Here is a 24473-nt window from a genome sequence, read left to right as displayed (position 1 = left end):
ATGCGATGATGGCGGCCGTTGCACAACAACGGAGACATACAAATGGCATCAACGATGAAAACCGTGGCGCTGGCGGCGATCCTGCTGGCGACCGGGACCTCCGCGCTCGCCCAGGACCAGGTCGTGCGCATCGGCGTGAGCGGCCCGCTGTCGGGCGCCAATGCCTTCGCCGGCAAGGATGACGAGAACGGCGTGCGCCTCGCGGTCGAGGAACTCAACGCGCACAAGCTCAAGGTGGGCGCCAAGACCCTGAAATTCGAACTGCTGTCCGAAGACGACCAGGGCGACCCGAAAGCGGGCGTGAACGTCGCGCAGAAATTCGCCGACGCCGGCGTCAAGTTCGTGCTCGGCCCGTACAACTCGGGCGTGGCGATTCCCGCCGCGCGCGTCTACAACGATGCCGGCATCCTGATGTCGACCGTGGGCACGAGCCCCAAGATCACCCAGGCGCGCTACCCGAACGTGTTCCGCATCGTCGCCAGCGATGCCCAGGTGGGCGCGTCGATGGCGTCGTACGCCGCCAAGGCGCTGAAACTCAAGACGGTCGGCGTGATCGACGACCGCACCGCGTTCGGCCAGGGCATCGCCGACGAATTCGCGAAGCAGGCGCGCGCCGCCGGCGTTGCCGTCGCCGGCCGCGAGTTCACCAACGACAAGGCGAGCGACTTTTCCGCCATCCTCACCGCGTTCCGCGCGAAGAAGGTCGACGCCATCTTCTTCGGCGGCTATGCGCCGCAGGGCGCCCCGATGGCGCGCCAGATGAAGCAGCTGGGGATGGCGAACGTGCGCCTGCTGGGCGGCGACACCCTGTGCAGCCCGGAGATGGCCAAGCTGGGCGGCGACGCGGTCGGGGAAAACGTGATGTGCGCGCAGGCCGGCGCGATGCTCGACAAGCAGGCCGGCGGCCCCGCGTTCAAGACCCGCTACAAGCAGCGCTTCCAGCACGACCCGGACGTGTACGCGCCCGCGTTCTACGACCAGACGATGTTCATCGCCCGCGCCATGCAGGCCGCGAACACGACGGACGCCGCCGCCGTCGGCAAGCAACTGCACGCGATGAGCTACGACGGCGTGTCCGGCACCTACGGCTACGATGCGAACGGCAACCTGAGGAAGACGGCCGTCACGGTCTACACCTTCAAGGGCGGCCAGCTCGCGCCGCTGGCCAATTATTGAATCCCGGTAGGGTGGGCGGCCCTCCGCCCACGCGTGACGTGCGCGATCCGCGAACGTTCGCGTGGGCACCGTGTGCCCACCCTGCCCGCACTTCTTTCATCTCCACCAAGCAGACACACACATGAAACCGATCCTCAAAATGGGCACCATCGCCGCCGCCTGCCTCATCGCCTGCGCGCCGGCCGCGGTTGCAACTGCCGCCGACAACGCGACCAAGCCTACGGCCACCGCCGGCGCCACGAACGCCGCCGCAAACGCCGCCACCACCGCCGAATCGAAAAAGCTGAACAAGCTGGCCGACGAATACTGGGACGCGCAGGCGCGCTTCGATCCGGTCTCCGCCGGCGAGAGCGGCGACAACCGCTTCGCCGACCAGATCGGCATGTCGATCGCGCCGAAGAACCGCGCGCACCAGTTCGCGCTGTACAAGGGCTACCTGAAACGCCTGCACACGATCCGCCGCGACGGCCTCGCCCAGCGCGACCAGACCAGCTACGACATCCTCGACTATGAGCTGAAGACCGCGCTGCGCTTCGAGCCGTTCCCCGAGCACCTGCTGCCGCTGAACCAGATGGACGCCCTGCCCGTCACGCTCGCGAACTACAGCAGCGGCCAGCAGGCGCAGTCGCTGGCCACCGTGAAGGATTACCGGGCCTACCTGAGCCGCCTGAACCAGCTCGGTCCGTGGATCGACCAGGCCATCGCGAACATGCGCGAAGGGATGAAGCGCGGCGTCGTGCAGCCGAAGGCGATCATGGAGGCCGCGCTGCCCCAGTTCAAGCAGCTGGTGGCCGCCAGGGCCGAGGACAGCATCTATTACACGCCGGTGAAGAACTTCCCGGCGGCCTTCTCGGACGCGGACAAGAAGACGCTGACGGCGAGCTATCGCAGCACCATCGACAGCAAGCTGAATCCGGCCCTGAAGCGCCTGGCCGACTTCATCGAGCACGATTACCTGCCGGCCTGCCGCACGAGCACCGGCTGGAGCGCGCTGCCGCAGGGGATGGACTGGTATCTCGCGCGCGTCGCCAGCCAGACGACGACCGACCTGCAACCGGAGCAGATCCACCAGATCGGTTTGCGGGAAGTCGCGCGCATCCAGGGAGAATATGCGCGCATCGGTCCGAAGATGGGCTACAACGGTCCGGCGGCCGGCCTGCCGGTGTGGGTGTCGGAACAGGCGAAGTACAAGCCGTTCAAGACCGAGGGCGAGATCATCGACGTCTACCGCAAGCTGAACGCGCAGCTGCAGACCAAGCTGCCGGCGCTGTTCTCGCTGCGTCCCAAGACGCCGCTCGACCTGCGCCTGGAGCCGGAACTGTCGCGCGCGACGGCTTCCGACCACTACACGCCGCCGGCCGCGGACGGCTCGCGTCCGGGCGTGTTCTGGTCCGTCGTGAACGATCCGACGCAGTACGGCAGCACCGGCATGGTCACGCTGTTCCTGCACGAAGGCCAGCCGGGCCACCACTTCCACATCGCGCTGATGCAGGAGCTGGGCCTGCCGAACTTCCGCAAGTTCGGCGGCAACAACGCCTTTACCGAAGGCTGGGCCCTGTACGCCGAGACGCTGGGCACGGAGATGGGCCTGTACGACAAGCCGGAAGACTGGTTCGGCCACCTGAACGACGAAATGCTGCGCGCCGTGCGCCTCGTCGTCGACACCGGCATGCACGCGAAGGGCTGGACGCGCGAGCAGTCGATCAAGTACATGCGCGAGACGCTGGGCTATTCGGAAGCGGACGCACGCAACGCGACCGAGCGCTACATGGCGTGGCCGGCGCAGGCGCTGGGCTACAAGATCGGCGCCCTCAAGATCCAGGAATTGCGTGCCCGCGCGGAGAAGGCACTCGGGCCGAAATTCAGCCTCCCCAAATTCCACGAGATCGTGCTGGGCGAAGGCACGCTGCCGCTGGCGCTGCTGGAGAAGAAGGTGGATCGCTGGATCGCTGAAACCAGGTAAAGCGCGTAGCACGTAGGGTGGGCTCCCCGAGCCCACCGAACGTTTGCGTGACGCGGCGGTTTGGCGGGCACGGGGTGCCCGCCCTACGGCATCATTTGTCGTGTGTGATCCGCCACGGTTCGACAGCGCCTGACTGGATCGCCGAAACCAGGTAAAGCGCGTAGCACGTAGGGTGGGCTCCCCGAGCCCACCGAACGTTTGCCTGACGCGGCGGTTTGGCGGGCACGGGGTGCCCGCCCTACGGCATCATTTGTCGTGTGTGATCCGCCACAGCACGCCGCCGCCGTCATCGACGACCAGCAACGCCCCATCCGCCGCCACCGTCACCGCGGCCGGACGTCCCCACACGTCACGGTCGGACAGCACCATGCCGGTCATGAAATCCTGGTACTGGCCGGTCGGCGCGCCGTTCTTCATCATCACGCGCACGACCTTGTAGCCGGTGCGGATGCCGCGGTTCCACGAACCGTGCAGCGCGAGGAAGATGTCGCCGTCGTACTCTTTCGGGAACGCGTGCCGCGCGCCTGCCGGGGTGTGGTACACCGTCATGCCCAGCGGCGCGGAGTGCGCCTGGATCAGCGTGTCGGGCACCGTGACCTTGTCCTTCAGGTCCGGCCGGATGCCCTTCAGGCGCGGGTCTTCGTGCGCGCCCAGGTAATACCACGGCCAGCCGTAGAAGCCGCCGCGCTTGACGCGCGTGACGTAGTCGGGCGGCAGGTTGTCGCCCAGTTCGTCGCGCTCGTTGACGCTGCAATACAGGTCGCCCGTGTCCGGATGCACGAACATGCCGACGCAGTTGCGCAGGCCGTTGGCGTAGTTGCGGCGGTGCTTGCCGTCGGGGTCGAACGCGAGCACGGTGGCGCGGTCGGTTTCTTCGCCCCACGCGGCGCCCATGCCGTGTTCCGACTCCCATTGCGCCAGCGGCTGCGGCGGCTTGTTGCCGATGCCCTGCGCGACGTTGGTGGCCGAGCCGACGGACACGAACAAGGTTTTTCCGTCCCGCGAAAACGCCAGCGTGCGCGTGATGTGGTTGCCCATGCCGTCGACCAGCTTGTCGACGATCGTCTCGGCATTCCCCTTCGCTTTCAGGTCGCCCGTCGCGTACGGAAAACGCACCACGGAATTCGCATTTGCCACGTACAGGTATTTGGGATTCGCGGCCGGCCACAACGCCAGGCCGTAGGGGCGCGACAGGCCCGTCGCGAACACGCTGCTTGACGCCACCGTGTCGCCGCCGCTGCCCAGGCGCAGGATGCGGACTTCGCCCTTGCCCGAGTCGGCCAGGATGATGTCGCCGTTCGGCGCGCGCAGCGCGTAGCGCGCCTTGCCGGATTCCGCCAGCACGCTCACCTTGAAACCTTTCGGCACGGCCGGCAGCACGCCGTCCGGACGCTTCGCGAGCTTGGGACCATTCCCCGCGCTCTCGCTGGCGAACGGCGCGACCAGCTGGTCGACCGTGATGTGGTGCACGTCGCCCGGCTTGTCGTCGGTCCAGGCGCCGGCGCGTTCTCCGCTCGCCGCCTTCGCCGCTGCCGGCGCGGCGGTCTTGCCGCTCTGCGCCGCGAGATAGTCGATCACGGCGGCGCGCTGCTTCGCATCGGCCACCGCGACCGGCATCGCGGTGCCCGGCACGTCCTTGCCCGGGTCGCGCAGGAAGATGTCGAGTTCCGCGCGCGTCCACGTCTTGCCGGCGGCGCCGGCCCTGGTCAGCGCGTCGGTATAGTTATAGCCCGGCGCCGACGCGGCCTTGCGGCCGACGACGTTGAACAGCGGCGGGCCCGCGCGCGAGCCCATGCCGGCGTCCGCCGTGTGGCAGCTGGCGCAGTTCTGCTCGAAATAGGTCTGGCCGGCGGATGGCGCGGCCGTTGCCATCGATGCGGCACCCAGCAGTGCCAGCGCGGCGGCAATCTTGTTGTTCATGTTTCCCCCTCCCGTGGGTCGTTCAGTCGATACAGTCGATTCAGTCGATCATGAAAACCGGATAGCGGCGCCACTCCGGCTCGCGCCAGCGCGCGCAGTTGGCGAAGATGAAGTCGAGCACCACGCCCTGGTCCTGCAGCAGGTCGGGATGCGCGGCCTTCCACGCGTCGAACTTCGCCGCGAGTTCGGGTTCGGCGGCCAGCATGCGCTCGGCCTCGTCCTCGAACACGTAATCCGAATACGCTTCCTTCTTTTCCAGCACGCTGTTGAAGAAACCCCAGCGGAAGAAGCTGTCGTGGGCCTGCGGTTCCAGCGTCTCGACGGCATAGCGGGCCTGGTCCTGCGCCAGCGGGACGATGTAGTCGCCGGCGCGGATGACGACCGTCGCGCGCACGCGCTCCAGCTGCACCTCGTCGTGGAACATGTGGCCCTCGTACGCGTGCGCCCGCGACGCCACGTCCGCGATGCGGTACACGGACACCTCCTGCGTGCGCTCGGCGTCGACGCGTTCGAGCTTGACGCCGTTCCAGCGCAGGCGCTCGATCGCTTCGCGCCACTGCTGCGGCACGACGTAGGCCTTGGGCGCCGGGACGACGACGTCGGCCGGGAAGCGGTTGTAGTGCGCGATGTCGCGCTCGAACGGTTCGTTGCGGTCGTAGTACAGGCGCTGGTAGTCGCCCAGCACGCTCGCCTTGTACTTGGCCGCATAGCCCTTGAAGCGGAAGGTGGACGGATGCGCTTCGTCCATCGCCCAGTGCACGGGCCATTCGCGGCGCGTGCGGCCGGCCGCGCGCGCGGCACGGCGCAGCGCGACGATCCTGTCGCCGTTGGCGGTCGTGAAGTCCAGCGCCGTCTCGACGAGCGCGCGCATCGAGTGGTAGCGGTCGGCGAACGGTTTCAGCATGTGCGTCTCGGGCATGAAGCCGATCGTGTCGTGCAGCGCCGCGTAGCCCGTCGAGAAGCGCGCCGTCTCGAGGAAATCGGCGATGCCCTCGTCGGGGCTCGTCTTGACCGGGTTCACGTACGGGCACATCGGCCAGCCGCGCTTGTCCATGTCCGCGTACAGGGCGGGCAGCATGGTGTCGCGCAGGAAGGCGCCGAGATCTCCGCCCAGTTTGTCGGCCTGGGTCGGGATCAGGGTCATCGTGTAGCTGTAGTCGGCGCCGTTGGACGTGTGCGTGTCGACCATCACGTCCGGGTCCCATTCCGTGAACAGTCTATTGAAAGTCTGCGCCGTCAGCGTGTCGCACTTGACGAAGTCGCGGTTCAGGTCGAGGTGGCGGCTGTTGCCGCGAAAGCCGAACGCTTCCGGGCCGTCCTGGTTCACCCTCGACGTGTTGGCGCGGTTGAAGGCGCCGTCCACGTTGTACAGCGGGACGAACAGGAACACGGTGCGGCCCAGCGCGGCCAGGCGGTCCGGCTGCTGGCACAAGTCGCGCACGAGCGCCATGCACGCATCGACGCCTTCCGGTTCGCCCGGATGGATGCCGTTGTTGTTGAAGAAGACGGGACGTTGCGCCGCCTTGATCTGCGCGCGGTCGAACACGCCGTCGGCCGAGATGACGCCGGCGTGGATCGGCACGCCCGCGTCGGAAGTCCCGACCACGGAAAAGCGCAGCACCTGGGGGTATTGGTGTGCAAGGTCATCGTACCAGGCGATGCAATCGGACCAGGTCGTGGTCTGATTCTGGTTGCCCTTCTCGAAAGGCGTCTGCAATGCGTTGAGCATGGTGGTTGTTTTGCTGGCGAGTGGAAGACTGAGGTCGCTACTGTACCCCAGAAGACTGCTTTCAGGCAGTCGTCACGTCGTTCAGCGGCAGGGTGATCGCGACGAGGGTGCCCTCGCCGGGGCGCGACTGCATGTGGATGCTGCCGCCGAGGGCGAACACGCGCTCGCGCATGCCGATGATGCCGATGCCTTCCGACGCCACGGCCGGATCGAAGCCTTCGCCGTCGTCCTGCACTTCGATGTGCAGCGCCCCGTCCTCGTCCGACAGCGTGAGGCTGACGCGCGCGAAGCCGGCTTCCGAATGCTTCATGATGTTCGACAGCGCTTCCTGCACGATGCGGTAGGCGGAAATCGCCAGCTCGTTGCCGATCCTGGAGAAGTCGCCCTGCGATTCGAATTCGAAGTGCACGCCGGAGCTGCTGCGGTAGTGGCTGACCATCTCCTCGACGGCGCCGTGCAGGCCGAGCATGTCCAGCACTTCCGGACGCAGGCGGCGCACCAGGCGGCGGCCGTTGGCGTACAGGTCCAGCGCCAGCTTGGTGATGGCTTGCGCCTTGGCGCGCACCTGGTCGATCTCCTCGCTCGGCGTGGCCTTGGCCGCGAGCTGCTGGATCGTCTGCGATTCCAGGCGCACCGCGATCAGCGATGCGTTCAGTTCATCGTGGATCTCGACCGCGATGGATTTCCGCTCGTCCTCGATGATGCTGTTGACCTTCTGGATCAGCTTGCGCTTGTCGGCGTCGGCGCGCAGCGCCTCGTTGCGCGACGCGAGCAGGTCGCGCGTGCGCTCGGCCACCTTGTTTTCCAGGTCCTGCTTCGATTGGTCCAGCGCCACCGACATGTCGCCGATCGACGCCTGCAGCTCGCCCACCTCGCCGCCCGTCGTGACGGGCAGCTGCACGCGGTAGTTGCCGCCGCGGATGCGCCGCAGCACGGAAATCGCCTCGCGCAGCGGCACCGTCAGGCTGCGCGCCAGGATGTACGCGAGCGCGCCGCTCGCGGCCAGCGCCAGCGCGGCCATCGCCAGCTCGACGCGGAAGCGGTGCAGCTGCTTGGCCAGCATGTTCGTGGGCGACATCGTCACGCGCACGAGGCCCACGATTTCCGTGGTGAGCGTCGGCGGGCGCGTGTCGCTGGAGGCGGAGACGTGCGGCGTGCCGTTGTCCGAGAACAGGTTGATCCACACGACCTGCTTGCGGATCGGCGCCTCGAACGAGCGGCCCTCGGCCTCGATCGGATGCTCGGACACGACCGACACCTGGTTCTGGCCGTTCATGTCGACGACTTCGATGCGATACACGCTGCTGTCCGACTGCACGAGGCCATTGATGGTCAGGCTCAGGTCCGACAGGTTGCCGGAGATGACGTTGTATTCGCTCGTCTCCGCCAGCGCGCGCGCGAGGATGCGGCCGCGTTCCGCCAGTTCCTCGTCGACCTGGGCCCGGTGCGCGTACCACGAATACCAGACGAAGGACGTGAACAGCAGGGTCACGGGCAGCATGGTGATGAACGCCATGCGCAGGCCGATGCTCCAGCCGCGCCAGAACTGCAGGGCGCCGGGCCGCAGCTTCGCGGGCCGCAGTTTCGCCGACCGCAGGGCGGCCGCGCGCAGCGACGCGTCGCGCAGGGCGGTCGGCCGCTTCATGGCTGGTGCGCCGGCATGGGCCGGGCGAAGTTGCGCACGTTGTCCGGCACCTCGACGTCGAGCGAGTGCGCGACGCCCTCGTTGACGATGGTGTGGAAGTAGCGCGGGAACTGGGGCGGCGGCAGCTCGCCGCCGGCCACGTAGCCGGCCACGATCTCGGCCAGCTGCGCATTGATGTCCTCGACCTCGGAATACGTCGTCGCCAGCGCGCCGGCCTTCACCATGTCGGCCGAGAAGCCGATCACGCCCTGCTTGTGGCGGTAGGTCGAGAGCAGGATGTTGCGGAAGTTTTCCGTGTTGTAGACGGCGCTGTCGGGCAGCGCCAGCAGCACCTCGGTCTGGGCGATCTGGGTCAGCAGGCGGTTGATGTCCTCGTCCGGGTCCGGCTCCAGCACGTTCACGTGTTCGCTTTCCAGCAGCGGCTTGAGGAAGGCGGTGTCCGGACCGAGGATGGCGGCCACGCGCACGGGACGCCGGTACAGCAGCGCCACGAGGCGCAGCTGGTCGGCCGGCGCCGGTTCGGCATACACGGCCGTGAACGACGCGGCGCGCGCCGCCGGCAAGGTGCCGACGATGGAGCGCACCACCTGGCTCGACGTGAACGTGGAAATGACGACGCAGTCGCAGCGGCGCTGCGCGACCTCGCGCAACGCGGCCGGGCCGACGGTCACGTACAGCATGCGCCGGTGCTGGGCCAGCTCGGTGCGGAACACGGCGAACACGGGCACGAGGCGGCGCACCATGTCGTCCACGATGCGGCGCGTGATGGCGCTGTCGTCGGTGGTGACGATCTGGTAGCGGTAGCCCTGGATGGGTTCCGGCCTGATCTCGTGGGTGGTGGTGGCGTGCGCGGTGGCGGTCAGCGCCAGGGCGGCCAGAAACAGGCCGCGCCGGATGCGCGCGCGGAAACCGGATCCCCGCCTGCGCGGGGACGACGCTCGATACCCGTCGCTCCCGCGCAGGCGGGAGCCCAAGTTTGCAAACCGGATCACGGACGACAGCACGGCGACGAAACGGTTCAGGGCTCGATCAAGCCGTGCTTGACCGCGAGCTTGGTGATGTACGCCTGCCGGTGCACCCCCAGCTTTTCCTTCACGGACTGGCTGATGTTGCTGATGGTCTTGGTCGACAGGTTGAGGCGCTCGGCGATCTCCATATTGGTGAGACCTTCGGCCATCAGCTTGAAGATCTCCAGGCTGCGCTCGTCCAGCTGCGATTGCGGAGAAACGTCGCCGCGCACGGCCAGGCTGGCCAGGCGCTCCGCGATCTGCGGCAGGAAGTACAGCTTGCCCGCATGCGCGTGGCGCACGGCGTCGGCCAGGTCGGCCGGGTCGCAATCCTTGGTGACGAAGGCGTGCGCGCCCAGGCGGTAGGTTTCCTTGATCAGGCTGTCCTGGTCGAACTGGCTGAGGAACACGATCTTCGCCTTGGGGTCGTTCCTGAGGATGTTCTGCGCCGCGTCCATCCCCGTCAGCTCGGTGCCGAAGCGGATGTCGAGCACCGCGACGTCCGGCCGGAATTCCGCATACATCGCGGCCGCTTCGCTCGGGCTCTTGGCCTGGCCTACCACTTCCATTCCCTGCGCCGACAGCGACAGCGCGAACCCGGTCATCACGATCGGGTGGTCGTCCGCCAGCATCACGCGGATCGGCTTTTGCTCTTTCTGCACGTTTGATTCTCCAGGCTACTTCTGCTTTCAAGCGAAAGCACAAAGACGATTATTCCACACAACAGCAATGGGCGCGAGGCGGGTTGCGACCATTTTCCTACAGGCCCGGACGGGGGCGGCGCACAAGTGGAATTACAAACTGCTACGAAATCGCTTTACGTATTGCTATGACATAGCATATATTGGTTCTGTTCGTTGGATTTTCCGCTTCGCTCCGATTTACGTCCGGCAATGCCGGCAACAACAAGAAGGAGGATGGCCATGCAATTCACGAGTCTCTCGAGCGGCAACCGCCCCGACGGCAAAGCCGCGAAAATCGCCCTCGTCGCCGGCCTGCACGTGGTCCTCGGCACGCTTTTCATCCACAGCCTGAATACGAAGAAGATTTCGCTGTCCAGCCTGCCGGAACAGGTGCTCGTCATGATCGAGCCGGACCGGCCGCCACCGCCGCCGCCCCCCGAGCCGCCGAAGCCGGCGCAGCAACTGGCGCCGCCGGATATCGTGGTGCCGAAGGTCGAGGTGGACGTCGCCCCGCCGCCGGTGCCGGACCCTGTCCAGGCGACCACGGCGTCGGATCCGTCGCCATTCCCGGCCATGCCGTCCGACCCCGTGCCGGAAGCGCCGGCCACGCCCAGCGCCAACCCCGGCCAGATGCGCACGGCCGTCTTCGCGGACGCCAACGGCTGCGCCCTCCCCGACTATCCGGCCGCCGCCGCGCGCCGGGGCGACACGGGCACCACGACGCTGGCCCTGCTGGTGGGCCCCGACGGCCGCGTGAGTTCGGCGCGCATCGACCGGTCGAGCGGCTCGCGCGACCTGGACCGGGCCGCCATCAATGCGCTCAGCCAATGCAAGTTCAAACCCGCCACGAACAACGGCGTGGCGGAAGCCGGATGGGCGAAGCTCGCCTTCGTCTGGAAGCTCGACTAGTTGTTGTCCCCTCCTTGGCCCGCTCCCTCCGGCGGGCTTTTTTTTGTATAAAACCATAAGAACGACGGGAGACGCGCGATGCGTCACGCACCATCATTGGCCGTCTGCGCGGCCTGCGGCCTGGCGCTGCTGCTCGCCTGGCTCGCGCTGCAGCCGTATGCGGCGCCCGTGCCGACCGGCCCCTTCCTGCCGGGCTACGGCACCGGTCGCGCGCTGGCGCACGTGGGGGCGCTCGCGCAGGCGCCGCGCCCGGCCGACGTGCTGCGCTTTCGCTGATGCCGGTGCGCCGACGGTGCGTCACCCGGCGCGCTGCCATCCCTTTCCGACCGAATAGCCCAGCAACGACAACCCCACGACGATCAACGCCAGGCTGGCCGGTCCTGGCGCCCGCGATGGGTCCATCAGCGCATAGGCGGCCAGGACGCTGGACAAGTTCATGATCGTTTCCCGTTCGTTCGTATCGTAAAAGAAGCAGGCAAGGGCCCCGGCCTGTGCCGGGCCCCTGCTTCGAGCCTGGAAACATGATACGAAGGCGACGCGCGCCGGCCCAGCCCCACCCGGGGGGTGAGTCACATGCGCGCGGCGGCGGGGCGCAGCTGCTCCAGCAAGCCGGCCTCGGACGAGCAGCCGAATTTTTCGTAGACGGCCTTGACGCAGTCGCGCAGCACGGCGTCGCTGACTTCCATGTTGGCGCGCGCCGATTCGCGGCCGCCGCCGACGCCCATCCAGAACGCCACCTCGGCCTGCTGCGGCGACAGCTCGACGGCGCCGAGCGCGCGCCAGATGCGCAGCGGCAGCGGCACGACAAACTTCATGAAGATGCCGACCGTGCGGATATAGGCCGGGTCGTCGGCATGGAGGGCCGCCGCGCCGCCGGCGCTCATCCACTGGGCGCGCGCTTCCAGCACGCCGCCGGCCATGGCGAGCGTCCCGAGCGGCAGCAGCCACGGATAACGGTCGCCGTGCGCCACGGATTCCACGAGGCGCAGGCAGAACGGCGGCAAGGTGCGGCGATTGAACACCTGGCGTTCCTGCGCGGCCAGCTGGTCGAGCAGCGCGCCGGCCGAATCGCTCAAATACAGGATCTGGCCGTCGACGGTGGCCAGCAGCATGGCCTCGTCCTCGACGACGCCGGCGCCGCCGGTCGCCAGTTCGGGCGCGTTGCGCAGCACGTGGTCGAAATACGCCGCCACGCGCTGCAGGTCTTCCTCGTCGTGGCGGCCGAACGGCGGCTCCTCGTGGCGCCACAGCGTGATGTCTCCTGCCTGGCGGCCGTCGTGCGCGAGCGGCACCTGCAGCGTATGCAGCGCGGGCGTGCCCGGCGCGGTGAAGCCGGCGTAGTCGCGGAACGCATAGCCGCTGGGCGGCGGCAGCACCGGCACATAGGCCGCATCGCTCCCGGCCAGCGGCGACGTTGCGGCCGGCGCGACGCGCAGCGCCAGCTCGGCGCAGCCGTTCGGAATGAGCTCGCGCACGAGGGCAAATGCATCCTGGACGATCGTCATCAGGTCCAGGCCCGCGTAGCACAGGATGCGCAGGCGGGCCCATTGACGGCTGTTCTTTTTGCGGGCCACGGGTCGGCTGTCGGCTGAGTGAAAGGACGGTAACGTAAAGCGCGGCCAATACTGATCGTTATGACAATGGATGTCAACCTGCTGCGCCATCTTGCGCCGGGACGGCGGCCGGACGATCGCCCGGGATTGTCCGGCCCGGGCTCGCGAGTCGTCCGGTTACTGGATGACGCCGCAGGCGATGCGCTCGCCCCCGCCGCCCAGCGGTTTCGGTTGATCCGAGAAATTATCGCCGCCGGCGTGGATCATCAGGGCCTTGCCCTTCACCTCGGACAGCCTGGTCAGGCGCGGCGCCGTCACCGCCGTGCGTGCCCCGCCGTTGTCCGACACCACGAGCGCCGGCAAATCGCCCAGGTGACCGTCGCCGGACGGGCCGGCATGGTGCTTGGACGCCGTCGGATCGAAGTGCCCGCCGGCCGCACCGGCCGCGACCTTTTTCCCATCCTTTTCGTTGGCGCCGCAACTGGCGATTTCGTGCACGTGGAAGCCGTGCGCGCCCGGCGGCAGGCTCGTCAGATTGGGCGTGAACACGAGGCCGTTCGAGGATTCGGTAACCGTCACGCTGCCGATCATCTTGCCGGTGCCGTCGGCGCTTACCAGGGTCATCGGGGCGTGCAACTGGTCGGCGGCGTGGGCGCCGGCGGCTGCGGTGAGCGCACATGCGAGTGCGATGAGCGATTTCAAAGTCATGCCGTCTCCTTTCAGGGTTCTTTCAGGTTGGGAATGTGTCGCGGGGATAGTGTATTCGATAAAAATTGATCAAGGTGAACGGGATCGGAAGCTTGAGGTGACGCAACGAAGATCGGGGGCTCTGCGGGAACAATGGCGGGTCCGTGGCTGCTGCCACGACGGTGAGGAGACAACATGCTTGAGCCCGCACAACCGGACCTGCCGGACGAACACCAGTACATCCAGGAAGTTCACAACAACCTCATCGAGGCGCATCCCGAGCTTGCCGCCGACGGCGGCCTGCTGGACCGGCTCGAGCGCGCGTATGCCCATGCCGTGGTATTGGGGTTCACGGACAGCGAGGCGATCATGCAATTCCTCCGCTACGAAACATCGGCCCCGAATTTTTATCGCCAACCGGCGATCGACGCCTGGCTCAGGACGCCGGGTCAATCTGTCGAGCAGCGGTTCGCGGACGTGATGGCGCGGGTCAAGTCGCGGTTGCGGCGGGACTGACGGCCAGGACGTCATCGGTCGCGCGCACCTCGGCATACTCGCCGTGCAGGTTCGCCAGCGCCATCAGGTGGACATCCTCGGCGCTGCGCAGCGTGCCGCCGAAGTCCGCCTTGTCGAACGTAAAGCAGGCATCCGCCACGACGGTCGTCGAGAACCCCAGGTTGCCCGCCGTGCGCGCCGTCGCCTCGACGGAATTGTTCGTGCTCACACCCGCGATGACGACGTGGCGGATGCCGCGCGCATGCAGCCACCGTTCGAGCCCGGTATTGATGAAGGCATCCGGGACGTTCTTTTCGACGACGTGTTCGTGCGCCAGCGGCATAAAGCGTTCCTGGAATTCGGCGCCGCTCTGGCCGGGCGCAAAGACCGACGTCGGCGCGCGGCTGATGTGGCGCACGAGCACGACGGGTTGATCCCGCTCCCGCCACGCGGCCAGCAGGCGGGCGATGTTGTCTTCCGCCTGCGGGTTGTTCCGGGGCGGCAGGGTCGGGCTGAGCATGCCTTTTTGCATGTCGATGATGAGCAGGGCGATCATGGCGTTCTCGCGTAATCGGTGGCTGGCACCGCTTCGCCGAAATGCGCCAGAATAACATCGATGAAGCTGCGCAGCCTGGACGGGCGGTAGCGGTCCGGCAGTTCGTAATCGGCAAGCACCTGGACGTGGCGTGCATGAAAAACGCTCTAGTGTTATCGTTGTCGGTCCAACAACACTACCCGCGGTGCCCAAGGACCTTCATGCTTCTCTACGTCGACGCCCAATACGCCAGTCCCTACGCGATGTCCGTTTTTGTCGGACTCAAGGAAAAAAATATCTCTTTCGATATGCAAACGCTCGATCTGGGAGCGGGCGCAAACCACATGCCCGATTACGCCGTCACGTCGCTGACGCAGCGCGTACCCACTCTGATCGAGGGCGACTTTTCGTTGTCCGAGTCCTCGGCGATCACCGAATATCTCGATGAGATACATGCGGGTGTTGCGCTGTATCCCGCCGCTCCCAAAGCGAAAGCACGAGCCCGACAAATCCAGGCGTGGCTCAGAAGCGATCTGCTGCCGATACGGCAGGAACGTTCGACGGAAGTCCTCTTTTATCGCCCGTCCGATGCGCCTCTTTCCATCGCCGCCGGGCAAGCCGCGCAAAAGCTGTTCGACGCTGCGGACAGGCTGCTGGCACCGGGCCGCGAACACTTGTTTGACACTTGGTGTATCGCGGACGTGGATCTCGCATTGATGTTGAACCGTCTTGTCCTGAATGGCGATGCCGTACCGGTGCGGCTCGCTGACTATGCGAAAAGGCAATGGGAACGAGCGTCGGTTCAGGCATGGGTGAACCTGGCGCGTCCTCCGCTCTGATCGAACGGCATCTCAAAAAAAAAACGGCACCCCTCGAGGTGCCGTTTTCATCAGCTGTTTACGCTACGACTGAAGCAATTACTCGCCGTCGCCGTGATGCTGCTCGACCGAAGCCGCAGCCTGCTGCTGGTCTTCCATCGCCTGCAGTTCGGCAGCCATGTTGGCCTTCTCCTGCTGCAGCAGCGCTGCGCGCTCTTCGGCTTCCCACGCTTCTTTCTCCTTGCGGGCGCGGTGGAAGGCGAGACCCGTACCGCCCGGGATCAGGCGGCCGACGATGACGTTTTCCTTCAGGCCGCGCAGACCGTCGCGCTTGCCCATGATCGCCGCTTCGGTCAGCACGCGGGTGGTTTCCTGGAACGATGCGGCCGAGATGAACGAGTCGGTCGACAGCGATGCCTTCGTGATACCCAGCAGGACGTTCTCGTAGGTCGCCGGCAGCTTGCCTGCGGCCGTGACGCGGTCGTTCTCTTCCAGCAGTTCCGAACGCTCCACCTGCTCGCCGACGATGTAGTCGGTGTCGCCGGCTTCGACGATCTGCACGCGGCGCAGCATCTGGCGAACGATCACCTCGATGTGCTTGTCGTTGATCTTCACGCCCTGCAGACGGTACACGTCCTGCACTTCGTCGACGATGTAGCGGGCCAGCGCTTCGATACCCAGCAGGCGCAGGATGTCCTGCGGATCGGCCGGGCCGTCCACGATCATCTCGCCCTTGTTCACCACCTGGCCGTCGTGCACCAGCACTTGCTTGTCCTTGGTGATCAGGAACTCGTGCTTGTTGCCGTCCATGTCGGTGATTTCCAGGCGCTGCTTGCCCTTGGTCTCTTTACCGAATGCGACCGTACCGGTGACTTCCGCCAGCATGCCCGCATCTTTCGGCGAACGGGCTTCGAACAGCTCGGCAACGCGCGGCAGACCACCGGTAATGTCACGGGTCTTCTGCGATTCGGTCGGGATACGTGCGAGCACTTCACCCACCGATGCCTGCTGGCCGTCCTTCACCATGATCAGCGCGCCGACCTGGAAACCGATCGTCACGGCGTGTTCCGTGCCGGCGATCTTGACTTCCTGGCCTTGTTCGTTCAGCAGCTTGACCTGCGGACGCAGGACCTTGCTGGCCGAACCGCGGCGTTTCGGGTCGATCGCCACCAGGGTCGACAGGCCGGTCACGTCGTCGACCTGGCGAGCGACGGTGACGCCCTCTTCCACGTTCTCGAACTTGATCGTGCCGCCGTATTCCGTGATGATCGGACGGGTCAGCGGGTCCCACGTCGCCAGCGGCAGGCCGGCTTTCACCACCATGCCGTCCTGGACAGCCAGGGTCGCGCCGTACGGCACCTTGTGACGCTCGCGCTCGCGGCCGTGGTCGTCCGTGATCAGCACTTCGCCCGAACGCGAAATGACGATCTGGGCGCCCTTGCCGTTGGTCACGTAACGCATGGTCGCCGTGAAGCGGACCGTACCGTTCGACTTGGCTTCGACCGACGATGCCACCGCCGCACGCGATGCCGCACCACCGATGTGGAACGTACGCATGGTCAGCTGGGTACCCGGCTCACCGATCGACTGCGCAGCCACGACGCCGACGGCTTCGCCGGAGTTGACCAGCATGCCGCGGCCGAGGTCGCGGCCGTAGCACTTCGCGCACAGGCCGTAACGGGTGTCGCAGTTCAGCGGCGTGCGGACCTTCACCTCGTCGATGCCCAGACGCTCGATCTCTTCGACCATGTCTTCGTCCAGCAGCGTGCCGGCTTCGTACAGGGTTTCCTGCGTTTCCGGATTGACGATGTCGTTACCGGCCACGCGGCCCAGGATACGGTCGCGCAGGGCTTCGATCACTTCACCGCCTTCGACCATCGCCTTCATCAGCGTGCCGTTGGAGGTGCCGCAATCGTCTTCCGTCACGACCAGGTCCTGCGTCACGTCGACCAGGCGACGGGTCAGGTAACCCGAGTTCGCGGTCTTCAGCGCGGTGTCGGCCAGACCTTTACGGGCGCCGTGCGTCGAGATGAAGTACTGCAGAACGTTCAGGCCTTCGCGGAAGTTCGCGGTAATCGGCGTTTCGATGATCGAGCCGTCCGGCTTCGCCATCAGGCCGCGCATACCGGCCAGCTGGCGGATCTGGGCTGCGGAACCGCGGGCGCCCGAGTCGGCCATCATGTAGATGGCGTTGAACGACTCTTGCGTGCCCTGCGTGCCGTCGCGCTTCGTGACCGGCTCGACTTTGAGCTGGTCCATCATCGCCTTGCCGACTTCGTCCGAGGTCTTGCCCCAGATGTCGACGACCTTGTTGTAACGCTCGCCGGCCGTGACCAGACCCGACGAGTATTGCTGTTCGATCTGCTTCACTTCCGCTTCGGCGGTCGCGATCATGCCCTTCTTGACGTCCGGGATCAGCATGTCGTCGACGGCGATCGAGATGCCGGCACGCGTCGCCAGGCGGAAGCCCGACTGCATCAGCTTGTCGGCAAACACGACGGTCGCGCGCAGGCCGCACTTGCGGAACGACGTGTTGATCAGCTTGCTGATCTCTTTCTTCTTCAGCGCGCGGTTCAGCACCGAGAACGGCAGGCCTTTCGGCAGGATCTCGGACAGGATCGCACGGCCGACCGTGGTCTCGTAGCGGGTCAGCGTCTGGTCGAAACCGCCTTCGGCGTTACGCGGGAATTCCACGATACGCACGGTGATGCGGGTTGCCAGTTCGACTTCCTTGTTGTCGTACGCGCGGATGACTTCCGACACGTCCGGGAACATCATGCCTTCGCCCTTGGCGTTGATCGCCTCGCGCGACGCGTAGTACAGGCCCAGCACGATATCCTGGGACGGCACGATCGACGGTTCGCCGTTCGACGGGAACAGGATGTTGTTCGAGGCCAGCATCAAGGTGCGGGCTTCCATCTGGGCTTCGATCGACAGCGGGACGTGGACTGCCATCTGGTCGCCGTCGAAGTCGGCGTTGAACGCCGCGCAGACCAGCGGGTGCAGCTGGATCGCCTTGCCTTCGATCAGGACCGGCTCGAACGCCTGGATACCGAGACGGTGCAGCGTCGGCGCACGGTTCAGCATGACCGGGTGTTCCTTGATGACTTCTTCCAGGATGTCCCAGACGACCGGTTCCTGCTGCTCGACGAGCTTCTTCGCGGCCTTGATGGTGGTCGCGAGACCCATCAGTTCCAGCTTGTTGAAGATGAACGGCTTGAACAGTTCCAGGGCCATCAGCTTCGGCAGGCCGCACTGGTGCAGTTTCAGCTGCGGACCCACCACGATGACCGAACGGCCCGAGTAGTCGACGCGCTTGCCCAGCAGGTTCTGACGGAAGCGGCCGCCCTTGCCCTTGATCATTTCAGCCAGCGACTTCAGCGGACGCTTGTTGGCGCCGGTCATCGCCTTGCCGCGACGGCCGTTGTCCAGCAGCGAGTCGACCGCTTCCTGCAGCATGCGCTTTTCGTTGCGCGTGATGATCTCCGGCGCGCGCAGTTCCATCAGGCGCTTCAGGCGATTGTTACGGTTGATGACGCGGCGGTACAGGTCGTTCAGGTCGGACGTCGCGAAACGGCCGCCATCCAGCGGGACGAGCGGACGCAGCTCCGGCGGCAGGACCGGGAGCACTTCCATGATCATCCAGTCCGGCTTGATGCCCGAACGCTGGAACGCCTCGAGCACTTTCAGGCGCTTGGCGTATTTCTTGATCTTCGCTTCCGACTTCGATTCCTTCAGCTCGACGCGCAGGGCTTCGGCCTCGCGGTCGATGTCGATCGAGCGCAGCAGTTCACGGATGCCTTCGGCGCCCATGAATGCGGTGAAATCGTCGCCGTACTCTTCGTACTTGGCGGCGTAGTCGTCTTCCGACATGATCTGGCACTTCTTCAGCGGCGTCATGCCCGGATCGGTCACGACGTACGCTTCGAAGTACAGCACGCGTTCGATGTCGCGCAGGGTCATGTCCAGGACCATGCCCAGACGCGACGGCAGCGACTTCAGGAACCAGATGTGCGCGGTCGGCGAGGCCAGCTCGATGTGGCCCATGCGCTCACGGCGCACCTTGGCCAGGGTGACTTCGACGCCGCACTTCTCGCAGATGACGCCGCGGTGCTTCAGGCGCTTGTACTTGCCGCACAGGCATTCGTAGTCCTTGATCGGACCAAAGATCTTGGCGCAAAACAGGCCGTCGCGTTCCGGCTTGAACGTACGGTAGTTGATGGTCTCCGGCTTCTTGACTTCGCCGAACGACCACGAACGGATTTTCTCGGGCGACGCCAGGCCGATCTTGATGGCGTCGAAGCTCTCGTTTTGCTGAACTTGCTTGAATAGATCGAGCAGTGCTTTCATTTATCACTCCGGGTGATTGAATTCTGTATCTACTTCTACCGCCAGCTTCTCACTGATTTTCGCCAGTGCTTGCTGGAACCACATTCCTTAAAACCGTCATCCCCGCGCAGGCGGGGATCCAAGTTTTTCGGCTGATCCGCCGAACTTAGGTTCCCGCCTGCGCGGGAACGACGATGTTGAGGTCGCGGGCCAGCCCGAAGGCTGGCGGCCGTGCTGCTGTCTTAGTTACGCTCGAGATCGATGTCGATACCCAGCGAACGAATCTCTTTCACCAGCACGTTGAACGATTCCGGCATACCCGCGTCGATCACGTGGTCGCCCTTGACCAGGTTCTCGTACACCTTGGTACGGCCGTTCACGTCGTCCGACTTGACGGTCAGCATTTCCTGCAGCACGTACGATGCGCCGTACGCTTCCAGTGCCCACACCTCCATCTCACCGAAGCGCTGGCCGCCGAACTGGGCTTTACCACCCAGCGGCTGCTGCGTCACCAGCGAGTACGGACCGGTCGAGCGCGCGTGCATCTTGTCGTCGACCAGGTGGTGCAGCTTCAGCATGTGCATGAAGCCCACGGTCACCTTGCGTTCGAACGCTTCGCCGGTGCGGCCGTCGAACATCGTGACCTGGTTCTTCGACGGGGTCATGCCCAGGTGCTTCGCGATCGGGTCGGGGAAGGCCAGGTCCAGCATGCGGCGGATTTCTTCTTCGTGCGCACCGTCGAACACCGGGGTCGCGAACGGCACGCCGTTCTTGAGGTTGTTCGCCAGTTCGACGATTTCCTCGTCGCTGAAGTTGTCCAGGTCTTCCTTCTTGCCCGTTTCGTTGTAGATCTTACCCAGGAAGGCGCGCAGTTGCTCGGTCTCCGCCTTGGCCTTGATCATTTCGCCCAGGCGCAGGCCCAGACCCTTCGCTGCCCAACCCAGGTGGGTTTCCAGGATCTGGCCGACGTTCATACGCGACGGCACGCCCAGCGGGTTCAGCACGACGTCGGCCGGGGTACCATCGGCCATGAACGGCATGTCTTCCACCGGCACGATACGCGAGACCACACCCTTGTTACCGTGGCGGCCTGCCATCTTGTCGCCCGACTGCAGGCGGCGCTTGACGGCCAGGTAGACCTTGACCATCTTCTGCACGCCCGGCTGCAGCTCGTCGCCCTGCGTCAGCTTCTTGCGCTTCTCTTCGAAGGCCAGGTCGAACTGGTGGCGCTTCTCGTTGATCGACTCCTTCATCGCCTCCAGTGCGTTGGCGGTTTCGTCGTCGGCCGGGCGGATGTCGAACCAGTGGAACTTGTCCAGGTCGTCCAGGTAGGCCTTGTCGATCACGGCACCCTTGGCCAGCTTCTTCGGACCGCCGTTGACGGTCTTGCCGACCAGCAGACGCTCCAGACGCTGGAACGCGTCGCCTTCGACGATACGCAGCTGGTCGTTCAGGTCCAGGCGGAAGCGCTTCAGCTCGTCGTCGATGATCTGCTGGGCGCGCTTGTCGCGCACGATGCCTTCGCGGGTGAACACTTGCACGTCGATCACCGTACCGACCATGCCCGACGGCACGCGCAGCGAGGTGTCCTTCACGTCCGACGCTTTTTCGCCGAAGATCGCGCGCAGCAGCTTCTCTTCCGGGGTCAGCTGGGTTTCGCCCTTCGGCGTCACTTTACCGACCAGCACGTCACCGGCCTGCACTTCGGCGCCGATGTAGACGATGCCCGACTCGTCCAGGCGAGCCAGCTGGTTTTCCGCCAGGTTCGAGATGTCGCGGGTGATTTCTTCAGGGCCCAGCTTGGTGTCGCGCGCGACGACCGACAGTTCCTCGATGTGGATCGAGGTGTAGCGGTCATCCTTGACGACGTTTTCCGAGATCAGGATCGAGTCCTCGAAGTTCAGGCCGTTCCACGGCATGAACGCCACCAGCATGTTCTGGCCCAGTGCCAGCTCGCCCAGGTCGGTCGAGGCGCCGTCGGCGATGACGTCGCCGCGTGCCACGCGATCGCCCACTTTCACGATCGGACGCTGGTTGATGTTGGTGTTCTGGTTCGAACGGGTGTACTTGATCAGGTTGTAGATGTCGACACCGACTTCGCCAGCCTGCGCTTCGTCGTCGTTCACGCGGATCACCACGCGGCCGGCATCGACGTAATCGACGGTACCGCCACGGGTCGCCTGCACGGTCGTGCCCGAGTCGACCGCCACGGTGCGCTCGATGCCGGTACCGACGAAGGCTTTTTCCGGACGCAGGCAAGGCACGGCCTGGCGCTGCATGTTGGCGCCCATCAGTGCACGGTTCGCGTCATCGTGCTCGAGGAACGGAATCAGCGACGCTGCGACCGACACGATCTGGCCCGGGGCCACGTCCATGTACTGGATGCGTTCCGGCGAGACCAGGATCGTTTCGCCGGCTTCACGTGCCGACACCAGCTCGTCGACCAGCGTGCCGGTCGCGTCGATCGCGGCATTCGCCTGGGCGATGATGTAGCGGCCTTCCTCGATCGCCGACAGGTATTCGATCTTGTCGGTGACCTTGGAGCCGTCGACCTTGCGGTACGGGGTTTCCAGGAAGCCGTATTCGTTCAGGCGGGCGAACAGTGCCAGCGAGTTGATCAGGCCGATGTTCGGGCCTTCAGGCGTTTCGATCGGGCAGACGCGGCCGTAGTGGGTCGGGTGCACGTCGCGGACTTCGAAGCCGGCGCGCTCGCGGGTCAGGCCGCCCGGGCCCAGTGCGGAGACACGGCGTTTGTGCGTGATTTCCGACAGCGGGTTGGTCTGGTCCATGAACTGCGACAGCTGCGACGAACCGAAGAATTCGCGGATCGCGGCCGAGATCGGCTTGCTGTTGATCAGGTCGTGCGGCATCAGGTTGTCCGCTTCGGCCTGGCCGAGGCGTTCCTTGACGGCGCGCTCCACGCGCACGAGGCCGGCGCGGAACTGGTTTTCGGCCAGCTCGCCCACGCAACGCACGCGGCGGTTACCCAGGTGATCGATGTCGTCGACTTCGCCGCGGCCATTGCGCAGCTCGACCAGGATCTTGATCACGGCCAGGATGTCTTCGTTCGACAGGGTCATGTCGCCGACCAGCTCGTCGCGGCCGATGCGGCGGTTGAACTTCATGCGGCCCACGGCCGACAGGTCGTAGCGCTCCGGGCTGTAGAACAGGCCGTGGAACAGCGCTTCCACCGACTCCTCGGTCGGCGGTTCGCCAGGACGCATCATGCGGTAGATCGCGACACGTGCCGCGGTCTGGTCGGCGGTGTCGTCGGTACGCAGGGTCTGCGAGATGTACGCGCCCTGGTCCAGGTCGTTGGTGTACAGCGTCTGGATCGCGTCGATGTTGGCATCGCGCAGCTTGCCCAGCAGCTCGTCGGTCAGCTCGTCGTTGGCGTTGGCGATGATCTCGCCGGTGTCGCCGTCGACGACGTTCTTCGCCAGCACGCGGCCGATCAGGTAGTCTTCCGGCACCGAGATGTGGGTGATGCCGGCGGTCTCGACGTCGCGCACGTTCTTGGCGTTGATGCGCTTATCCTTCGTCACGAGCGTCTTGCCCGACTTCGGATCGACGATGTCGAAGCGCGCGACTTCGCCGCGCAGGCGTTCGGCCACGAATTCCAGCTCCGCGCCTTCCGAGCGCAGGTTGAAGTTGTCGAACACGAAGAAGTTGGCGAGGATCTGCTCCGGCGTCATGCCGATGGCTTTCAGCAGGATCGTCACCGGCATCTTGCGGCGGCGGTCGACGCGGAAGAACAGGATGTCCTTCGGGTCGAACTCGAAGTCCAGCCACGAGCCGCGGTAAGGAATGATACGTGCCGAGAACAGCAGCTTGCCCGACGAGTGCGTCTTGCCGCGGTCGTGCTCGAAGAACACGCCCGGCGAACGGTGCAGCTGCGAGACGATCACGCGTTCGGTGCCGTTGATCACGAACGAGCCGTTGGCGGTCATGAGCGGCAGTTCGCCCATGTACACTTCCTGTTCCTTCATTTCCTTCACGACCGGCTTGGTCGGCGATTCCTTGTCCAGGATCACCAGACGCACCTTGGCGCGCAGCGGCGACGCGAAGGTCAGGCCGCGTTGTTGGCATTCCTTGACGTCGAAAGCGGGGTCACCCAGTACGTAAGAGAGGAATTCGAGGCGCGCAAAACCGTTGTGCGACACGATCGGGAAGATGGAGGTGAAAGCCGATTGCAGACCTTCGTTCTTGCGTGCGGAGGGCCCAGCGTCCGCCTGCAGGAAATTCTCGTAAGACTCCAGCTGCGTAGCGAGGAGGTAGGGAACGTTGTGAACGTTGGCGCGCTTCGCGAACGACTTGCGAATGCGTTTCTTCTCAGTAAATGAGTAGTGCATGGACACTCCGTGAGTGACAGAAAGGATGAGAATTCAGGAATTGCCAGTGGTTAAGCAACCACATGCAAGGCCTCAAATCTCGCCGCATTCCGCCGGGTGATTAGGAACCGGTGCTGCTGTGTTACGATAATGCTGTGCTGCGGTGCTTCTAAAACAGGGGTGCCGCGTAGTTGTCGTAGGGACGACAAAAGAGCCAAAGCCGCATACCCCACCTTCCGGCGGGGATCTGCGCGCTTTGACTCCGGCGCCGGGCGCTGTTTCCAGCGCCCTTTGCATATGTATTACTTGAGCTCGGCCTTGGCGCCAGCTTCTTCCAGCTTCTTCTTGGCGGCTTCAGCGTCAGCTTTCGGCAGGGCTTCCTTGACGGTCTTCGGTGCACCGTCAACGACGTCCTTGGCTTCTTTCAGGCCCAGGCCGGTGATTTCGCGGACGGCCTTGATGACGCCGACCTTGTTCGCGCCGACTTCGGTCAGCACAACGTTGAATTCGGTCTGCTCTTCAACAGCTGCTGCAGCGGCGCCGCCGCCAGCTGCCGGTGCCGACATTGCAGCTGCCGACACGCCGAACTTCTCTTCGAAAGCCTTGACCAGGTCGTTCAGTTCCATGACCGACATTGCGCCAACTGCGTCCAGGAACTCTTCTTTGCTAATTGCCATTTGAAACTCCAAATAT

At 65.2% G+C, this 24473-nt stretch carries 18 protein-coding genes; 6 read left to right on the top strand and 12 right to left on the bottom strand.

The genetic code is table 11. From position 1 onward, the window contains the following. The first annotated feature begins 42 nt into the window (after positions 1-42). Positions 43-1176, top strand: a complete 1134-nt coding sequence (locus ACEN9Q_RS27350; protein WP_495626682.1) for a branched-chain amino acid ABC transporter substrate-binding protein — start codon at positions 43-45, stop codon at positions 1174-1176. 121 nt (positions 1177-1297) lie between these two features. Further along, on the top strand, positions 1298-3139 hold the full coding sequence (locus tag ACEN9Q_RS27345) for a DUF885 domain-containing protein (RefSeq protein WP_495626681.1): 1842 nt from the start codon (positions 1298-1300) through the stop codon (positions 3137-3139). A gap of 246 nt (positions 3140-3385) precedes the next feature. On the opposite strand, the gene ACEN9Q_RS27340 is transcribed toward ACEN9Q_RS27345, so the two are convergent. The 5 genes from ACEN9Q_RS27340 to ACEN9Q_RS27320 all read right to left on the bottom strand — a co-directional run bounded on the left by ACEN9Q_RS27340 (position 3386) and on the right by ACEN9Q_RS27320 (position 10102). Next, complete coding sequence (locus ACEN9Q_RS27340) at positions 3386-5059, bottom strand: PQQ-dependent sugar dehydrogenase (protein ID WP_495626680.1); 1674 nt, start codon at positions 5057-5059, stop codon at positions 3386-3388. Between the two features lie 40 nt (positions 5060-5099). Beyond that, entirely contained in the window at positions 5100-6788 is a 1689-nt protein-coding gene (locus ACEN9Q_RS27335) for a M14 family zinc carboxypeptidase (RefSeq protein WP_495626679.1), read from the bottom strand. A gap of 61 nt (positions 6789-6849) precedes the next feature. Beyond that, positions 6850-8433 carry a sensor histidine kinase gene (locus tag ACEN9Q_RS27330; protein ID WP_082547847.1) on the bottom strand — a complete coding sequence of 528 codons (1584 nt, stop codon included), beginning with the start codon at positions 8431-8433 and terminating at the stop codon, positions 6850-6852. Continuing rightward, positions 8430-9407 (bottom strand): hypothetical protein, encoded by a 978-nt coding sequence (locus ACEN9Q_RS27325; RefSeq protein WP_495626678.1) that lies wholly within the window; start codon positions 9405-9407, stop codon positions 8430-8432. The genes ACEN9Q_RS27330 and ACEN9Q_RS27325 overlap by 4 nt, the downstream gene beginning before the upstream one ends. A gap of 44 nt (positions 9408-9451) precedes the next feature. Continuing rightward, positions 9452-10102, bottom strand: a complete 651-nt coding sequence (locus tag ACEN9Q_RS27320; protein WP_229412640.1) for a response regulator — start codon at positions 10100-10102, stop codon at positions 9452-9454. A gap of 261 nt (positions 10103-10363) precedes the next feature. Here ACEN9Q_RS27320 and ACEN9Q_RS27315 point away from each other — a divergent pair, with 261 nt between their 5' ends. After that, on the top strand, positions 10364-11032 hold the full coding sequence (locus ACEN9Q_RS27315; protein ID WP_162251819.1) for an energy transducer TonB: 669 nt from the start codon (positions 10364-10366) through the stop codon (positions 11030-11032). A gap of 78 nt (positions 11033-11110) precedes the next feature. Beyond that, positions 11111-11308: a hypothetical protein gene (locus ACEN9Q_RS27310; RefSeq protein WP_157201800.1), complete on the top strand. Its 198-nt coding sequence runs from the start codon at positions 11111-11113 to the stop codon at positions 11306-11308. Between the two features lie 21 nt (positions 11309-11329). Here the strand turns inward: ACEN9Q_RS27310 and ACEN9Q_RS27305 are convergent, their stop codons facing one another. From ACEN9Q_RS27305 to sodC, 3 genes are all read right to left on the bottom strand, one after another. Beyond that, positions 11330-11470 (bottom strand): hypothetical protein, encoded by a 141-nt coding sequence (locus ACEN9Q_RS27305; protein WP_495626677.1) that lies wholly within the window; start codon positions 11468-11470, stop codon positions 11330-11332. A 131-nt stretch (positions 11471-11601) separates the two neighbouring features. After that, on the bottom strand, positions 11602-12606 hold the full coding sequence (locus ACEN9Q_RS27300; RefSeq protein ID WP_495626676.1) for a hypothetical protein: 1005 nt from the start codon (positions 12604-12606) through the stop codon (positions 11602-11604). 156 nt (positions 12607-12762) lie between these two features. Continuing rightward, a complete protein-coding gene (gene sodC / locus ACEN9Q_RS27295) occupies positions 12763-13293 on the bottom strand; it encodes a superoxide dismutase family protein (RefSeq protein ID WP_056439762.1) in 531 nt (176 codons plus the stop codon). 174 nt (positions 13294-13467) lie between these two features. Between sodC and ACEN9Q_RS27290 the strand changes: the two genes are divergently transcribed. Further along, positions 13468-13788 (top strand): hypothetical protein, encoded by a 321-nt coding sequence (locus tag ACEN9Q_RS27290; protein WP_495626675.1) that lies wholly within the window; start codon positions 13468-13470, stop codon positions 13786-13788. On the opposite strand, the gene ACEN9Q_RS27285 is transcribed toward ACEN9Q_RS27290, so the two are convergent. Next, positions 13763-14323: a cysteine hydrolase family protein gene (locus tag ACEN9Q_RS27285; protein WP_495626674.1), complete on the bottom strand. Its 561-nt coding sequence runs from the start codon at positions 14321-14323 to the stop codon at positions 13763-13765. The two genes, ACEN9Q_RS27290 and ACEN9Q_RS27285, sit on opposite strands and share 26 nt — an antisense overlap. A gap of 200 nt (positions 14324-14523) precedes the next feature. Between ACEN9Q_RS27285 and yfcF the strand changes: the two genes are divergently transcribed. Then, a complete protein-coding gene (gene yfcF / locus ACEN9Q_RS27280; RefSeq protein ID WP_056439868.1) occupies positions 14524-15141 on the top strand; it encodes a glutathione transferase in 618 nt (205 codons plus the stop codon). A gap of 78 nt (positions 15142-15219) precedes the next feature. Here yfcF and rpoC read toward each other — a convergent pair whose 3' ends face one another. From rpoC to rplL, 3 genes are all read right to left on the bottom strand, one after another. Then, the gene (gene rpoC, locus ACEN9Q_RS27275; protein WP_056439753.1) at positions 15220-19470 is read right to left on the bottom strand and encodes a DNA-directed RNA polymerase subunit beta'; all 4251 of its coding nucleotides are present in this window, start codon (positions 19468-19470) and stop codon (positions 15220-15222) included. Between the two features lie 221 nt (positions 19471-19691). Then, positions 19692-23801 (bottom strand): DNA-directed RNA polymerase subunit beta, encoded by a 4110-nt coding sequence (gene rpoB / locus ACEN9Q_RS27270; RefSeq protein ID WP_056439750.1) that lies wholly within the window; start codon positions 23799-23801, stop codon positions 19692-19694. A 281-nt stretch (positions 23802-24082) separates the two neighbouring features. Beyond that, complete coding sequence (gene rplL / locus ACEN9Q_RS27265) at positions 24083-24457, bottom strand: 50S ribosomal protein L7/L12 (protein WP_056439748.1); 375 nt, start codon at positions 24455-24457, stop codon at positions 24083-24085. Positions 24458-24473 lie beyond the last annotated feature (16 nt).

It is taken from the genome of Massilia sp. Masssp93 (assembly GCF_059491295.1).
The sequence above is the reverse complement of the archived record's forward strand: the minus strand, read 5'-3'. Positions and strand labels throughout refer to the sequence as shown.

Coding starts and splice junctions, on each gene's coding strand:
- rplL (WP_056439748.1), bottom strand. CDS start 24,457: ATGGCAATTAGCAAAGAAGAGTTCCTGGACGCAGTTGGCGCAATGTCG.
- ACEN9Q_RS27305 (WP_495626677.1), bottom strand. CDS start 11,470: ATGAACTTGTCCAGCGTCCTGGCCGCCTATGCGCTGATGGACCCATCG.
- rpoB (WP_056439750.1), bottom strand. CDS start 23,801: ATGCACTACTCATTTACTGAGAAGAAACGCATTCGCAAGTCGTTCGCG.
- rpoC (WP_056439753.1), bottom strand. CDS start 19,470: ATGAAAGCACTGCTCGATCTATTCAAGCAAGTTCAGCAAAACGAGAGC.
- ACEN9Q_RS27335 (WP_495626679.1), bottom strand. CDS start 6,788: ATGCTCAACGCATTGCAGACGCCTTTCGAGAAGGGCAACCAGAATCAG.
- ACEN9Q_RS27330 (WP_082547847.1), bottom strand. CDS start 8,433: ATGAAGCGGCCGACCGCCCTGCGCGACGCGTCGCTGCGCGCGGCCGCC.
- ACEN9Q_RS27350 (WP_495626682.1), top strand. CDS start 43: ATGGCATCAACGATGAAAACCGTGGCGCTGGCGGCGATCCTGCTGGCG.
- ACEN9Q_RS27345 (WP_495626681.1), top strand. CDS start 1,298: ATGAAACCGATCCTCAAAATGGGCACCATCGCCGCCGCCTGCCTCATC.
- ACEN9Q_RS27310 (WP_157201800.1), top strand. CDS start 11,111: ATGCGTCACGCACCATCATTGGCCGTCTGCGCGGCCTGCGGCCTGGCG.
- yfcF (WP_056439868.1), top strand. CDS start 14,524: ATGCTTCTCTACGTCGACGCCCAATACGCCAGTCCCTACGCGATGTCC.
- ACEN9Q_RS27340 (WP_495626680.1), bottom strand. CDS start 5,059: ATGAACAACAAGATTGCCGCCGCGCTGGCACTGCTGGGTGCCGCATCG.
- ACEN9Q_RS27285 (WP_495626674.1), bottom strand. CDS start 14,323: ATGATCGCCCTGCTCATCATCGACATGCAAAAAGGCATGCTCAGCCCG.
- sodC (WP_056439762.1), bottom strand. CDS start 13,293: ATGACTTTGAAATCGCTCATCGCACTCGCATGTGCGCTCACCGCAGCC.
- ACEN9Q_RS27315 (WP_162251819.1), top strand. CDS start 10,364: ATGCAATTCACGAGTCTCTCGAGCGGCAACCGCCCCGACGGCAAAGCC.
- ACEN9Q_RS27290 (WP_495626675.1), top strand. CDS start 13,468: ATGCTTGAGCCCGCACAACCGGACCTGCCGGACGAACACCAGTACATC.